The sequence below is a fragment of the Bacillus sp. TH25 genome, from assembly GCF_016650935.1.
Lineage (GTDB): Bacteria > Bacillota > Bacilli > Bacillales > Bacillaceae_G > Bacillus_A > Bacillus_A mycoides.
Window position 1 is genome coordinate 78,411 of sequence record NZ_JAEKEU010000039.1, and the last position, 13,281, is coordinate 91,691.

General features: G+C 34.9%; 19 protein-coding genes. 9 read left to right on the forward strand and 10 right to left on the reverse strand.

The annotated features are described in order from the left end of the window. The first annotated feature begins 22 nt into the window (after positions 1-22). Positions 23-241, forward strand: a complete 219-nt coding sequence (locus JFT89_RS24220) for a hypothetical protein (protein ID WP_016095932.1) — start codon at positions 23-25, stop codon at positions 239-241. 179 nt (positions 242-420) lie between these two features. Here JFT89_RS24220 and JFT89_RS24225 read toward each other — a convergent pair whose 3' ends face one another. Both JFT89_RS24225 and JFT89_RS24230 read right to left on the reverse strand, forming a co-directional pair. Further along, a complete protein-coding gene (locus tag JFT89_RS24225; RefSeq protein WP_002067795.1) occupies positions 421-1,293 on the reverse strand; it encodes a YitT family protein in 873 nt (290 codons plus the stop codon). Between the two features lie 188 nt (positions 1,294-1,481). Beyond that, positions 1,482-2,516, reverse strand: coding sequence for a YdcF family protein (locus JFT89_RS24230; protein ID WP_201040813.1), 1,035 nt, complete (start codon positions 2,514-2,516; stop codon positions 1,482-1,484). Between the two features lie 743 nt (positions 2,517-3,259). On the opposite strand from JFT89_RS24230, the gene JFT89_RS24235 reads away from it, so the two are divergent. The 3 genes from JFT89_RS24235 to JFT89_RS24245 all read left to right on the forward strand — a co-directional run bounded on the left by JFT89_RS24235 (position 3,260) and on the right by JFT89_RS24245 (position 5,818). Further along, positions 3,260-4,072 carry an S-layer homology domain-containing protein gene (locus JFT89_RS24235; RefSeq protein WP_016095934.1) on the forward strand — a complete coding sequence of 271 codons (813 nt, stop codon included), beginning with the start codon at positions 3,260-3,262 and terminating at the stop codon, positions 4,070-4,072. 84 nt (positions 4,073-4,156) lie between these two features. Further along, a complete protein-coding gene (locus JFT89_RS24240; protein WP_002015747.1) occupies positions 4,157-4,390 on the forward strand; it encodes a spore germination protein in 234 nt (77 codons plus the stop codon). Between the two features lie 232 nt (positions 4,391-4,622). Continuing rightward, positions 4,623-5,818 (forward strand): IS3 family transposase gene (locus tag JFT89_RS24245; RefSeq protein ID WP_374191829.1). Its coding sequence is split into 2 segments (ribosomal slippage): positions 4,623-4,920 and positions 4,920-5,818, totalling 1,197 coding nucleotides; the frame shifts between segments, so codons are not numbered across the junction. Positions 5,819-5,877: 59 nt separating this feature from the next. On the opposite strand, the gene cydB is transcribed toward JFT89_RS24245, so the two are convergent. After that, positions 5,878-6,906: a cytochrome d ubiquinol oxidase subunit II gene (gene cydB, locus JFT89_RS24250; RefSeq protein WP_016095935.1), complete on the reverse strand. Its 1,029-nt coding sequence runs from the start codon at positions 6,904-6,906 to the stop codon at positions 5,878-5,880. Then, on the reverse strand, positions 6,896-8,245 hold the full coding sequence (cydA, locus tag JFT89_RS24255; protein ID WP_016095936.1) for a cytochrome ubiquinol oxidase subunit I: 1,350 nt from the start codon (positions 8,243-8,245) through the stop codon (positions 6,896-6,898). Before cydA ends, cydB begins: the two co-directional genes overlap by 11 nt. Before the next feature lie 224 nt (positions 8,246-8,469). On the opposite strand from cydA, the gene JFT89_RS24260 reads away from it, so the two are divergent. Continuing rightward, the gene (locus JFT89_RS24260) at positions 8,470-9,033 is read left to right on the forward strand and encodes a beta-class carbonic anhydrase (protein ID WP_002015742.1); all 564 of its coding nucleotides are present in this window, start codon (positions 8,470-8,472) and stop codon (positions 9,031-9,033) included. On the opposite strand, the gene yidD is transcribed toward JFT89_RS24260, so the two are convergent. Beyond that, positions 9,030-9,266, reverse strand: coding sequence for a membrane protein insertion efficiency factor YidD (gene yidD / locus JFT89_RS24265; RefSeq protein WP_002112460.1), 237 nt, complete (start codon positions 9,264-9,266; stop codon positions 9,030-9,032). The two genes, JFT89_RS24260 and yidD, sit on opposite strands and share 4 nt — an antisense overlap. Before the next feature lie 128 nt (positions 9,267-9,394). Between yidD and luxS the strand changes: the two genes are divergently transcribed. After that, positions 9,395-9,868, forward strand: a complete 474-nt coding sequence (gene luxS / locus JFT89_RS24270; RefSeq protein WP_001141371.1) for an S-ribosylhomocysteine lyase LuxS — start codon at positions 9,395-9,397, stop codon at positions 9,866-9,868. Positions 9,869-9,932: 64 nt separating this feature from the next. On the opposite strand, the gene JFT89_RS24275 is transcribed toward luxS, so the two are convergent. From JFT89_RS24275 to ytzI, 4 genes are read right to left on the reverse strand one after another with little or no spacing between them, the layout of a single operon-like run. Next, positions 9,933-10,163: a YczI family protein gene (locus JFT89_RS24275; protein WP_016092495.1), complete on the reverse strand. Its 231-nt coding sequence runs from the start codon at positions 10,161-10,163 to the stop codon at positions 9,933-9,935. A 24-nt stretch (positions 10,164-10,187) separates the two neighbouring features. Next, entirely contained in the window at positions 10,188-10,418 is a 231-nt protein-coding gene (locus tag JFT89_RS24280; protein ID WP_002067810.1) for a YczI family protein, read from the reverse strand. Positions 10,419-10,432: 14 nt separating this feature from the next. Beyond that, positions 10,433-10,663 (reverse strand): YczI family protein, encoded by a 231-nt coding sequence (locus tag JFT89_RS24285; protein ID WP_002067811.1) that lies wholly within the window; start codon positions 10,661-10,663, stop codon positions 10,433-10,435. A 1-nt stretch (position 10,664) separates the two neighbouring features. After that, a complete protein-coding gene (gene ytzI / locus JFT89_RS24290; protein ID WP_016095937.1) occupies positions 10,665-10,814 on the reverse strand; it encodes a YtzI protein in 150 nt (49 codons plus the stop codon). A gap of 83 nt (positions 10,815-10,897) precedes the next feature. Between ytzI and JFT89_RS24295 the strand changes: the two genes are divergently transcribed. The 3 genes from JFT89_RS24295 (at position 10,898) to JFT89_RS24305 (ending at position 12,428) form a co-directional block, all read left to right on the forward strand. Next, positions 10,898-11,215 carry a hypothetical protein gene (locus tag JFT89_RS24295; RefSeq protein ID WP_002089150.1) on the forward strand — a complete coding sequence of 106 codons (318 nt, stop codon included), beginning with the start codon at positions 10,898-10,900 and terminating at the stop codon, positions 11,213-11,215. Between the two features lie 84 nt (positions 11,216-11,299). Further along, entirely contained in the window at positions 11,300-11,779 is a 480-nt protein-coding gene (gene mutTA, locus JFT89_RS24300) for an antimutator 8-oxo-(dGTP/GTP)ase (RefSeq protein ID WP_002015736.1), read from the forward strand. Positions 11,780-11,891: 112 nt separating this feature from the next. After that, the gene (locus JFT89_RS24305) at positions 11,892-12,428 is read left to right on the forward strand and encodes a DUF3267 domain-containing protein (RefSeq protein WP_201040814.1); all 537 of its coding nucleotides are present in this window, start codon (positions 11,892-11,894) and stop codon (positions 12,426-12,428) included. A gap of 89 nt (positions 12,429-12,517) precedes the next feature. On the opposite strand, the gene JFT89_RS24310 is transcribed toward JFT89_RS24305, so the two are convergent. Further along, positions 12,518-13,192, reverse strand: coding sequence for an HAD family hydrolase (locus JFT89_RS24310; protein WP_002067814.1), 675 nt, complete (start codon positions 13,190-13,192; stop codon positions 12,518-12,520). Between the last annotated feature and the right edge of the window lie 89 nt (positions 13,193-13,281).

The window sequence follows — 13,281 nt, forward strand, 5'->3', positions numbered from 1 at the left end:
TAATGAATAAGGAGGGAATATTATGACTATGTATAAAAGATTTAGTTTAATCATGTTCCTCGTATTATTCCTCAGTTTGTTTATTAGTACAACGATGAAATTTCACTTTGTAGTTGGTATTCTATGGATACTATGTACATGTACTCTCTTTCTATATATTCCGCTTCGCTTTCAACATGAAGTGAACGCCTTTCAAAAGTACGTCGATTGGATTAAAAGCGGGGGAAGATGGGGGGAGTAAAATATATCAACGGTTTTTCGATTATATCTATCACAACTTACAATATATCAACGATTTTTCAATTATATCCATCATAACTCAAAATATATCAACGATTCGAAAAGGAATATCGATTTACCAACTTCATAATAAAAAGAGGGTGTGCCAATATTTTGGCACACCCTCTTTTTTCATAACGATTAATGAATATCACGTTTCTTAAAGTTACCGCCTTTTACTTCTGCTACGTCATAAACTGTAATAAAGGCATTTGGATCGATTTCATTAATAAGTTCTTTCATTTTACTTTCTTCTAAACGGTTAATTACACAAGAGATTTCTTTGAATTGCTCTCTTGAATAACCACCATATACTTCGTTATACGTTGCGCTTCGGCCTAAACGATCGCGAATTGTTTCTACCATTAATTCAGGCTCTTTTGTGATGATTTTAAATGCTTTCGAGCCACTTAAGCCAACTTCAACGATATGAATCACTTTCGAAGCGATAAAGTAAGCAATTGCCGAAAGGATAGCTCCTTGAAGACCGAATACTGTTGAGACAAAAATAAAGACAAACATATTTAAGAATAAGATAAGATCACTTGTTCCAAATGGTAACTTTCGAGAAAGTAATACGGCTAGCATATCGATTCCATCTAATGCCCCACCATTACGTAATGCTAGTCCCATACCAAAACCGATAATAATACCACCAACAACAGTAATTAAAAGTGTATCGCCCTCAATAATTGTTGGTACTCCGTGCATGACAACGGTACCTATTGCTAGTGAAGCAATCCCGATAATGGAATAAATCGCAAAGCTTTTACCGATTTGCTTATATCCTAACCAAACGAAAGGAATGTTAATAACTGCGATTAGAGCTCCTAATGGTAACCCGAATAATCTTGAACTAACGATACTTAAACCAGTTACACCACCGTCTGATACGTTATTTGGAATTAATACGGCTTCTAATCCGTACGCTGTGATAAATGCCCCAATAATAATCATCAAAGCTTTTGAAGCAATTTTTAGCTTATTGGGCTTGTTTTTCATAATTTTCTCCATGTAATTTCCTCGTTTCAAACTAGTTTCTTGTTTGTTACATCATTCACACCTAAATTTTATTTTAACATTTAATCTGAAAAAATTCTCCTTTAATGGATGTATGCAGGGAATATTATCACCATATTATCTTTAAAATATTTTTGAAATGGGTATAGGAAATCCCATCCTTATGAAAGGATGGGAGAATGTTAAGAAACAATAAAACTAAGGACCGTTAGGAATAAAGCGAAACCTAAAATAGTTCCGCACACTTTCATATGTCGTTTACGTCCCATAACGACGATTGCAACATATTCGCGAATCATTGCATTAGGCCAGTAATAAAATGCAGTTTTTGATCCAATTCCTTGGCTATTAAGACCCGCTTGTCTTGCATATATACCAGCGCGGAAAAGATGGAAGTTGTTCGTTGTAAAGATACTTCTATACTTACCTTCAGGTTTTAAAGAATCCATAATTTCTTTAGAGAACGACATATTTTGATATGTGTTTACAGAGCGATTTTCTTGCACTGTATGTTCAGGTGGAATTCCTTTTTCAACAGCATACTTTTGCATTGCTTCTGCTTCAGGAAGGCCCTCATCTGGACCTTGTCCGCCAGAGAAAATGATTGTCGGCGGTGTAGTAACAGCTGCTTGTTTCCAATAAAAGTCGATTGCTTTATTAATACGACTTGCAAGTAAAGGTGGTACTTTATCATTAATTAAGCCGCTACCAAGAACGATGATGAAATCTTGATTACGTCTCGGTCTATTGAATTGGTATAGAAAATAAGCGCTTAAGAAGTTAGATAAATGTATAAAGAAATACATAGTTATAAGAGAAATCGCAGCAAAAATAAATTGAAAATGTGCAGAGAATAAACTTGCTGGATTTATGATAGAGAGCATTATAAAGAATAAAATCCCTAAAGCTGCGATTAAAGTTAAAGAATTTGTGAAGCGTCGTCCTTCTCTCTGCATTAAAATTTTTGCATTAAGAAATAGTCCAAACATTAAAGCGACTATAGCAAAAGGTATCATTACAATTAACGCTAGTATAGGAATAAGAACGATAAAATGTAAATTGTTATTACCAGACGCATATGAGGCTATAGCACAAAAGAATAGAAATGAACAGAAAAAGGCATTAAATAAAAAGCCATTTATTATTTTCCGTGGATCTTTTAAGTAAGAGATAAGAAAAATAATAAACAATATAAGAGGAATAATTCCAAAATACATAAATATAATACACCTCAATTTTTATAATGTTTTATTGCATCCTTAATATTACATGATTTTGAAGATGTTGATAAAAAAATAACGATTTTGAATTTTCTCAACAACCGATATAGTTAAATATGGTAAAATATATTCAAAGTGATATGTTAAAAGTAAAATGGTTTAGAGGGCACTCTGTAGAGTGTCTTTTTCTTTGAAATATGTAATTTTGCATATTTTGTTCCTTTTTAATGAAAGAGGATTAAAATATAAATTGTGGATACATGCTATAAAGCAGAATTGTATACAAACATTAGCCTCTACTCTTTTTGCACCTAACAATCTTGTAACAATTCATGATTCTGTTTTCTAGTGTGTGTTTACGAAAAGCGGATGGGGTTTATATAAACAGGGGAAAGGGCGTCTTTTTAAAAGGCGCCTTTTTGTTGTTTAGTGTAGATAGTTATCGCTGTTGATATAGTGGAAAATATCTATACTAAACATTAGCAATCTTCCGTATAAACATTATCAATTTACTATATATTCCAGTGATGTTAAGTTACATATGAAAGGCTTTCTTTTTCAAAATATTACCCCTAATAAATTTTTGAAAAAGTCAACTGTCTCCAAAATTGCCATTTGTGCTTAGCAAAAAAGAATCCTTCGGGGTTCTTTTTTGTATTCGACAGAATATGACAAAATGGAGTTATATAATTTGTTATATTGTTAAATGGTTATTATGGAAAAGAGAAGGAGACTTAAGTATGGGATTTAAAAAATTACTTTTAACAGGTGCAATTGTTGCAACTACAGCATTTACTTCAATCGGGACAGCGCAGGCAAGTACTCAGTTTAAAGATGTACCAAACAATCATTGGGCTTATAAGGCAATTATGGATTTAGCAAATAAAAACATTGTTGCTGGATATGGAAATGGGATTTTTGGATTTGGTGATGATGTAACTCGTGAGCAAGTTGCAGCCCTTATGTTCCGTCAATTAAAGCCAGCAGTAAAAGAACAGTATAATAATCCTTATAAAGATGTTACTGATCGTTCGACTCAGTTTAAAAAAGAGATTCTTGCTTTAACAGAGATCGGTGTATTCGCTGGAGATGACACAGGGAACTTTAGGCCGAAAGATTCGTTAACTCGCGATGAAATGGCACAAATTTTAACAAAAGGGTTTCAATTGCAAATTAGAGGGGATCATAATTTTCCGGATGTAGATAGAAATGGATGGGCGAATCCTGCGATTACTGCAGTTAAATCAAATTATATTACAGCTGGAACTGGTGATGGTAAATTCGCACCTAGAATGCATGTAAGTCGTGAGCAATATGTTCAGTTCTTATATAACGCGACATTACCACTTGAAGAAAGACCAGGAGCAAGACAAGAACAACCACAACCAGAGGTGAAGCCGGAACAAAAGCCAGAATCAAAACGCTTTGCTAACTGTAAAGAAGCAAATGATGCTGGAGTTTACGATATTACAAGAGATAGTCCGTATTACGGTAAGCATTTAGATCGTGATGGCGATGGAATTGCTTGTGAGAGAAAGAAGAGCGGTAAATAAGAAAAAAGCACTCAGCCTGAGTGCTTTTTTCTTATTCACACATGCTATTTTTTTAGGCGATTCTCATAGAATGGGAGTAACGAAATGAAAGTAGGTGATAAAATGCCAGCTATTGTGGAAGGGGTTATTATTGAGAACTGTAACGGGACAATTAACTTAGGTGATAAATATAACGTACATCCAATTGAAAAAACGAAAGCTTATAATGGATCGGGATCTTCAAATACGGGATTAAATGTGAGGACATTCAGTGGTATTAGTACGGCAGATGTAACGGATAACGATGTGTATGACCAAGTAATTCAATCTACGTTATAATTTTCATATGTAAAATTGCATAAATTGATGTGTTTGCCCTGTGATACAATTTAGTTGTGAGCTGTTAGTGATTCTTCTTTATCATAGTTGTTAGATTATAAATGTAACATCTTATCAAAAATCATACGTAAAAAAAGACACTTCAAGCTGATATTATCCCCTTAAGGTAGACAGTGTAAAAAGACCATGAACAAACATGGATGTTACACTTCTACTTGGAGGGGATTTTATTATGGCTAAAAAAGGGTCTACATTTCAAACTTATTCAAATGAATTAAAGATACAAGCTGTAGAAAGTTTTTTAAACGGTGAGGGTAGTCAATCAGCTATAGCGAAGAAATATGGACTTAAAAGTAGAACACAATTAATAGAGTGGGTTAGGAAATATCAAGAAACAGGCGGTATTTCAGACTCACGGGGAAAAAGTAGTGGTAATAAGGGCCTCAAAAATCCCTTGAAAGGTCGTCCTCGTACGAAATTCGATAGTATGGAAGAAGAGTTGGAATACTACAAGGCACAGGTGGCGTACTTAAAAAAGCAGTATCCAAATCTGTAGGAGGTGTCCTTGCTCAAACGACGAAGTACGAGATTATTGAAGAACTACGTTCTCGATACAAAGTAATCTGGCTTGTCGTCATTGCTCAGTTAAATCGTTCTAGCTACTATAAATGGCGTTCAACACGTACGCAAAGAAAATTACGTTTTTCAAAGGATGATACACTGCGTGAACAAATTCAAGCGATTCACATAAAACACAAGGAATATGGCTATCCTCGTATGACAATTGCCTTACAAGAAGAGGGCTTTTTAGTGAATCACAAAAAAGTATGTAGACTTATGCAAGAGCTTCAAATTCAATCGATCATCCGTAAAAAGCGTCGCTTTTTTAAAGGGAAATCCTCAAAGATTTTCCCAAATGTAGTAGAACGCCAATTCCAAAATCGCAAACAAAATGAGGTATTTGTTACAGACATCACTTACTTGCCATTCAAAGATAATTTTCTCTATTTATCGGTCGTCCAAGACATTTACAATAATGAAATTGTTGCCTGGAAACTCTCACATCGCAATGATCTACAACTTGTTCTCGATACACTTGATTTAGCAACAAAAAAAAGAGATGTGTATGGAACCATCATCCACTCGGATCAAGGATTCCAATACACATCTCATGCTTATCATCGTACGCTTCAACAGCTAGGTGCCATCGGCAGCCACTCTCGCAAAGGAAACTGCCATGACAATGCTTGTATTGAATCATTCTTTTCTCATTTTAAATCTGAAATGTTTTATCTCAATTATTATCAAACAAAAGAAGAATTGATTCAAGCAATTGAAACATACATCTATCATTATAACTACAAACGATTCCAAAAACGACTCAATCATCGAGCTCCGATTGAATATCGAATCTCAATGGCTGCTTAGTCTTTTTTTAAAGCTGTCTACTTGACGGGGATAAGACCAAGCGAAGTGTCTTTTTCATTTTAGTGATATCCTTTAGCAGAGTCTTTATGAATTTTATTTTTAAATATGCTGTAGCTCCAAAGCTGATATCCAATAACGATTGGTACCATGACGATTGCAACGAAGAACATAATTTTTAAGTTTAATTCACTACCAGCTGCGTTATATAACGTTGTACTGTATGCGTCGTTAATACGTGATGGTAACATTCTCGGGAACATACCTGCAAAACCGGTTGTCATAAACATTGCGATTGTTAAGCAAACGAATGTGAATGCAAGGCCGATTTTATGTTTGTACACCATAATAAGTGTGAGTACACTCATTAACATTGCAAGTACTGGAAGAATGAATAGTACAGGATATTCCGTGAAGTTTTGGAATAAATTTGTACGATTTGCAGTTGCTACGTAGAAAATAGCTAAAATGATAGCAGCTGCCATTGAAAATGGTCTTGCGATTTTATAAGCACGATCAGATACTTCGCCAGTTGTTTTAATCATAATCCAAAGGGCACCAGATACGACGAATATAGCAGTGAAGAAAAGACCACCTAAAATACCATAATGGTTTAGTAAGCTAAGTAAAGTTCCTTCATAACCATCTTTTCCGATTTGCAGCCCGTAATATAGGTTAGCGAATGTAACGCCGAATAAGAAGGCGATTAGGAAACTACCAATTGTAAATGCCCATTTACAAGTTTTTTGCCAAATTGGTGAATCGTCTTTATGCATAAATTCAAGTCCAGCGGCACGAGCAAATAGTGCAAGTAATACTAAAAATAGTGGTGTATATAGGTAGCTAAACATATTTGCATATGTGACTGGAAAGGCAGCAAATGTTGCACCACCAGCTGTAATTAACCATACTTCATTACCACCCCAGAACGGGCCGATAGCTTCTTGTAATTGATTTCGTTCTTGTCGGTCTTTCGCAACGAATGGGAAAATCATTCCGTTACCGAGTGCGTATCCATCAAGAATGAAGTAAACTGTCCAAATTACGCCCCATAAACCGAACCAGATGATTGCAAGCATATCATGAGACATGAGCTGTACCTCCTTCAGTAGCAGGCTCTTCTAATGCAGCGGGTCCTTTTTTCGCGAACTTCAGCATTAAGTATACGTCTGCAATTAAGAGTAAAGTGTAGAACAATATTAAACTAATTAATGAGAACCAAATTTGTGGAACTGATATAGGTGACACGGATTCTGCTGTACGCATTAGTTTATAAACTGTCCACGGTTGACGACCTACTTCAGCAACAATCCAGCCAGCGTTAATTGCGATATACGGAAGTAAGACAGACCACATTGTAATTTTTAAATAACGTTTTGAGTTTTCTAGTTTTCCTTTTCGGTTTAAATAGAAACCGAACCAAGTTAATGCCATAAAGAACATGCCAAGTGCAACCATTAAGCGGAAGCTATAATACACGAGGTTAACATTTGGGCGTTCATCTTTCGGAATATCTTTTAAACCAACAATTTCTCCATCAAATGAGTTTGTATAGAAGAAACTTCCGAGTTTTGGAATAGTAAGGAATTCAAAGTTCTTTTCATTTTTCACATCAGGAATTTGAATGATTGAGAAGCCTTGTCCTTTTCCAGTTTCCCAAACAGCTTCCATTGCAGCTCCTTTTGCTGGTTGATACTTAGCTGCTGATACACCGGATTGATGTCCCATAAACGGTGTAATAGTTGCGGCGAATAACCCTAACATTAAACCAAACTTAAATGATTTTTTGAAGAATTCCACTTCATTTTTACGTAGTAAGTGATATGCACTAATTGCCATAACGAAGAAAGCACCGACAATATAACAACCAATTACAGTATGGAAGAACATATTCCATGCATATGGATTTGTAACAAGAGCCCAGAAATCATTTAATTCAGCGCGGCCGTTACGTACTACATAGCCAACAGGATTTTGCATAAAGCCGTTTGCAGTAATAATCCAAAGGGCAGAAATATTTGTTCCAAGTGCAACCATCCACATACAGAAAGCACGGAACTTTGGTGAGATTTTGTCTTTACCGAATAACCATATTCCCATGAAAGTAGATTCTAAGAAGAAGGCAACGAGTGCTTCGATTGCGAGAGGTGATCCGAAAATATCCCCCATATATTTGGAGTACTCAGACCAGTTTGTTCCAAATTGGAATTCCATCGTAATCCCAGTTATAATCCCCATTACGAAGTTAATTGTAAAAAGTTTTCCCCAGAAATTTGCCATTTTGCGGTATGTTGGATTCAATGTGCGGGCGTATTGAGTTTCCATACATGCTACTAAAATAACAAGTCCGATTGTCAAAGGTACAAATAAAAAGTGATAAAAAATAGTAATTGCAAATTGAAAACGACTTAGTAACAGAACGTCGGACATAATAAATATTCACTCCTTTTTTACATTATCTACAATCAGTTTATAGTGAAAAAACGTTTAAAGTATGTGAGACTTGTTACAAAGGTGTGTGTATATTTTGAAAGAATTATGTCGATTATCTGAAAATATCCTATTTTTACTATAAAGCAATATCCTTTTTGAGTTTTTCAAATTTTGGTACACTACATATGTAATGTAAATGAGAGAAAAGAGGGTTCTTTACTATGAAGTCATTAGAAGAGATTTTACAATACAATGAAAAATTCGTTGAAGAGAAAAAATACGAAGAGTATGAAACAGGAAAATTTCCAAATAAAAAAATGGTAATTATCTCTTGTATGGATACTCGTCTTGTTGAATTATTACCGAAAGCTATGAATATGCGTAACGGTGATGTAAAAATTATTAAAGTAGCAGGCGCTGTTATTTCACATCCATTCGGAAGTATTATGCGTAGTATTTTAGTCGCTGTATATGAGCTTGGAGCTGATGAAGTATGTGTTGTCGGTCATCATGATTGTGGTATGGCAAAAATTCAAGCAAGCAGTACAATTGAAAAAATGAAAGAGCGCGGCGTAACAGAAGAGAAATTAGATACACTTCGTTATTCTGGAATCGATTTAGAAAGATTCCTACAAGGGTTCTCTAGTGTAGAAGAAAGTGTAGAACATAGTGTGTCAATACTTCGCAACCATCCGTTACTTCCGGAAGAAGTACCTGTTCACGGTCTTGTTATAGATCCTGATACAGGAAAATTAGATTTAGTTGTGAATGGTTACGACAATTAAGAATTTACTTTGTCATCCTTTTTATCTGGGACAGGATCAAATCCTCCCGGATGGAAAGGGTGACATTTTAATATACGCTTACATGTAAGCCAAAATCCTTTGAAGGCACCGTGTTTTTGAAACGCTTCTAATCCATAATGAGAGCAAGTCGGATGAAAGCGGCACGTTGGCGGTGTCATCGGAGAAATGAACTTTTGATAAAAGCGTATAATACCGATAAAAATCTGTTTCATAATGGTCTCCTTTTCAGCATAGTCTTAAAGTATTATAGCACGACAGTACATAATTCTTTACTAATGTCGATTTCCGTTATATCATATTGGATATAACGGAATTAAATTAAAAGCGGGAGAGATGTTGTATGCCATCAGTAGAAAGCTTTGAATTAGACCATACGATTGTAAAGGCGCCTTATGTAAGACATTGCGGAGTCCACAATGTAGGTAGTGACGGTATTGTAAATAAATTTGATATTCGTTTCTGCCAACCGAATAAACAAGCAATGAAACCAGATGTTATTCATACGTTAGAACATTTATTAGCATTTAATTTACGTAAATATATTGATCGTTATCCGCATTTTGATATTATCGATATTTCACCAATGGGTTGCCAAACAGGATATTATCTTGTAGTAAGCGGAACACCGACGGTTCGAGAAATCATTGATTTATTAGAACTAACATTAAAAGATGCGGTTCAAATTACAGAAATTCCAGCTGCAAATGAAACACAATGTGGCCAAGCGAAGCTTCACGACTTAGAAGGAGCACAACGCTTAATGAACTTCTGGTTAAGCCAAGATAAAGATGAACTTGAGAAAGTATTTGGATAAGAATGAAAAACTGCCTGTGAAAGGGCAGTTTTTTTATTTTGTTAAGAGAAAACTTGCTCTTCTTTTATGAAAGTATACTAGACACTCCAACATATAAAATAAAGACAGAACCGAGAAAATAAACAAATGCTTTTGCTTTTTGCTGCTCTTTTATTTCATCAATTCCAAAAAGGATAAACATAATACTTAAAAGGATAAATACGAATGGTAAAAGCATAGGGAGGTTTGCAAAGAGGTTAAGTAGAGCGAGAATGAGGGCAATAGTAGCTATTATAATTCGAATGTTTTTTAACATATAATCCTCCTTTAAATAGACAAATTAACGAAGTATTTCTGAGATACCTAGATATAAAACTGCTGCACCGACTAAAAAAGCGAGCGTACTACTTACTTTTTTATGTTCCATCATTTCCTCTATACTTACAATGAAAGCCATACCGCCTAAAAAGATAAACATATAAGGCATAATTCCTCTATTTCCAGCAATAAAACTATAGATTGCTATAGATAAAGCGATAAGTGAAAAAGTAATTCGAACTCCTTTTAACATAAAGAACCCTCCTTCTATTTTATGTAGGTAATGATGAGAACAATCCAAGAGAATGCTCCAGCAACAATGCAAATAAATCCGGTTCCTGAATCCTTCTTTTTTATTTGCTCAATTGCGATGAGAAACATTAAAGCTCCTAATAGAAATTGTGAAAGTGGTAGAAAGTTATTTTGACCTGTATAGAGCCCAATTGCCGACATAATTATCACAGTGAGTGCGATTGCGATGCGAAGTATACGAAGCATACTATGATTCCTCCTTATTATTTTTCGAGTAAGGGTTATCTTCGGGCTTATCAACAGAATGTTTATATGCGTAGCCTTTATTAATCGTCATGACGGAGAGTACTAATACGATCAGTACGATTATAATGCCGATAATTAATATTTTGAGCATGAAATCCCTCCTTTTCTTTATTTTACATAATTTTGTAATTGATGAAAACAATAGAAATTAAAAGGATGAAAGAAGGGTGTTACATGGAGAATAAAAAAACATATTATATATCAGTTGGAAATGGTCAAATTTCGCAAGTGAAGACGGCGGATACGTATAATTTTGAAATTTATGCAAATGACGAAGAGATTACGGAGTTAAGAGAGTATTTTGATCAAGCGTATGAAGAGGACTTAGGTTCGTATGTACGCTCCCACGTTCCATTCGTTGAGTATCATCACGATTCGAATAATGATCGATATGATGAACAACTACAAAAAGCATATAAAATGATTTATGATCTAGGGAATCATGAAACGAAAGAATTAGTCGCACAAATGGGAATAATCAATGGATTGTAATTGGATAATATTATGCAGAAAAGCGAGAATATGCTACAATTTGTGGTAGGAAAAACTTGTAATCATCAATAGGGGAGTAATGGCATGTACAAATTTAAAGATTATTACCACAACACTGTACAATTATCGTTTGAACGTTACCCATTTTCTCCTGAGCCAAAGCATGTTTGGGTTGTATGCCGGTACGGGGATCAATGGTTATTAACGCATCATTTACGCCGTGGTCTTGAATTTCCAGGTGGTAAAGTAGAACTCGGGGAAACACCGGAAGAAGCGGCAGTTCGAGAAGTTCATGAGGAAACCGGCGGCATAGTTTCTGATTTAACTTACTTAGGGCAATACAAAGTATCCGGAAAAGACAAAATAATCATTAAAAACATTTATTTTGCAACAATTAGTGCGGTAGAGCAACATACGCATTACGAAGAAACGAAAGGGTCTGTTTTATTAAAAGACATTCCTGATAATATTAAAACTGATAGAAAATTTAGCTTTATTATGCGCGATGATGTATTAGCGCGTACGATGAAACATATAGAAGAAATCGGCTGTTTTACGAAGTAAAGTGGCCGGTTTCTTTTTTATGTGTAAGAATGAATGTAAATATATCTTCATATTGTTTTAGGTATATTATACAATTTTATAAAGGTATATTTACATTTTAGGAGGTGAAAAGGTGGATAACAGAAAAGAAACAACTGTCTCTGTTTCAATGGTTAAATTAAATATTTATTCATTTTTTATAATATTCGCTCTGGCGATTGGAATTGGTTATTTACATGCGCTTTTTTCAGGCGAGTTTCAAATTGAAATTACATTGCCGATTATGTTTCTTTTGATTATTGGAATGATTATCCTCGTTTGTATTCATGAGGCAATACATTTAATTGGATTTCGTTATATCGGAGGTGTTCCGTGGAGTGAACTAAAATGGGGCGTCAATTGGAAATTAGGTGCTGCATATGCTCATTCTAAACAGGTGATTACAGTAAAGCAAATGAAGACAGTGTTAATGCTTCCGTTTTTACCAACTGGAATTTTACCAATTGTATTGGGATTAGCTATGAGTCTGGAGCCACTCTCATTTTTAGGGATTCTACTAACAGCAGGTTGTATCGGTGACATTGCTTTATATAAAAAAGTTTCAAAGTTTCCAGATGATGCGCTAGTTAAAGATCATCCGAGTAAACCGCAGTTTACAGTTTATGAATAATAAAGGAAGAGGAGGCGTTTTTGAACAACGGCCTCCTCTTTTTGTTGGTAAATCGATATATTTCAAAAATCGCTGATATAATTTATTTACTATTGTATTGTTTTTACCTCCGCCCCTAAAAACGAAAGCACCTCTAATAAATCATCCACGACACGTGAATGTTCAAAGTCACCCCAAAATGAATCTCTCTTCCAAACGCCAAGAATCCCTACTTGTTCAGAACCAAGCACATCATTTTCTGGATGGTCTCCAACGTAAAGGCATTCTTCTGCTTTTACGTTTAGCTTTTGTAAAGCCCGTTCGAAAATCTCAGGGTGAGGCTTTTTAATTCCTTCCGCTTCTGAAACAAGAATCGTGCTTGTATACGTATGTATGTTTAGTGCTCGAAGGTTGCTCATCTGAAATTTAGTAAAGCCGTTTGTAATAATACCAATTTTAATGTTTCGCTGTTTTAATTGTTGAAGTAGTTCATGCATGTTTTGGAAAGGAATACAATGATGTTGGAAGTTTGTAATGTAGTCGTGTAGCAGTTGCTCTTGCGTTAAAGTGGTAATGTTGTATTCGCAAAGGAGAGTGGAATATACCTTATCTTTCCACGTGTAACCATTATTGTCGAGTTCAAGAAAACGAGAGCAATACTCGAATTTTTCTATGTTTATCAAATGAAAGGCGAAGCGATTATATTGATCACGAATAAATTGCTCTAGAGATTGGCGACGATCTAATAGTGTTCCATCTAAGTCAAATAAGATTGCTCGAATCATGGGAAATCTCCATACAGTTTTTATAATTAATTATCGCATATTCGTTAAAAAATGATTATGATATTTTTGTAGAATGGAATAATGGAGGT

Bases quoted from the DNA above. Each gene is read 5' to 3' on its own strand.
- JFT89_RS24260 (WP_002015742.1), top strand. From the start codon at position 8,470: ATGAAGTCATTAGAAGAGATTTTACAATACAATGAAAAATTCGTTGAA.
- mutTA (WP_002015736.1), top strand. From the start codon at position 11,300: ATGTACAAATTTAAAGATTATTACCACAACACTGTACAATTATCGTTT.
- ytzI (WP_016095937.1), bottom strand. From the start codon at position 10,814: ATGCTCAAAATATTAATTATCGGCATTATAATCGTACTGATCGTATTA.
- JFT89_RS24280 (WP_002067810.1), bottom strand. From the start codon at position 10,418: ATGTTAAAAGGAGTTCGAATTACTTTTTCACTTATCGCTTTATCTATA.
- JFT89_RS24220 (WP_016095932.1), top strand. From the start codon at position 23: ATGACTATGTATAAAAGATTTAGTTTAATCATGTTCCTCGTATTATTC.
- JFT89_RS24295 (WP_002089150.1), top strand. From the start codon at position 10,898: ATGGAGAATAAAAAAACATATTATATATCAGTTGGAAATGGTCAAATT.
- JFT89_RS24310 (WP_002067814.1), bottom strand. From the start codon at position 13,192: ATGATTCGAGCAATCTTATTTGACTTAGATGGAACACTATTAGATCGT.
- JFT89_RS24235 (WP_016095934.1), top strand. From the start codon at position 3,260: ATGGGATTTAAAAAATTACTTTTAACAGGTGCAATTGTTGCAACTACA.
- JFT89_RS24225 (WP_002067795.1), bottom strand. From the start codon at position 1,293: ATGGAGAAAATTATGAAAAACAAGCCCAATAAGCTAAAAATTGCTTCA.
- cydB (WP_016095935.1), bottom strand. From the start codon at position 6,906: ATGTCTCATGATATGCTTGCAATCATCTGGTTCGGTTTATGGGGCGTA.
- JFT89_RS24275 (WP_016092495.1), bottom strand. From the start codon at position 10,163: ATGTTAAAAAACATTCGAATTATAATAGCTACTATTGCCCTCATTCTC.
- luxS (WP_001141371.1), top strand. From the start codon at position 9,395: ATGCCATCAGTAGAAAGCTTTGAATTAGACCATACGATTGTAAAGGCG.
- JFT89_RS24285 (WP_002067811.1), bottom strand. From the start codon at position 10,663: ATGCTTCGTATACTTCGCATCGCAATCGCACTCACTGTGATAATTATG.
- cydA (WP_016095936.1), bottom strand. From the start codon at position 8,245: ATGTCCGACGTTCTGTTACTAAGTCGTTTTCAATTTGCAATTACTATT.
- JFT89_RS24230 (WP_201040813.1), bottom strand. From the start codon at position 2,516: ATGTATTTTGGAATTATTCCTCTTATATTGTTTATTATTTTTCTTATC.
- JFT89_RS24240 (WP_002015747.1), top strand. From the start codon at position 4,157: ATGAAAGTAGGTGATAAAATGCCAGCTATTGTGGAAGGGGTTATTATT.
- yidD (WP_002112460.1), bottom strand. From the start codon at position 9,266: ATGAAACAGATTTTTATCGGTATTATACGCTTTTATCAAAAGTTCATT.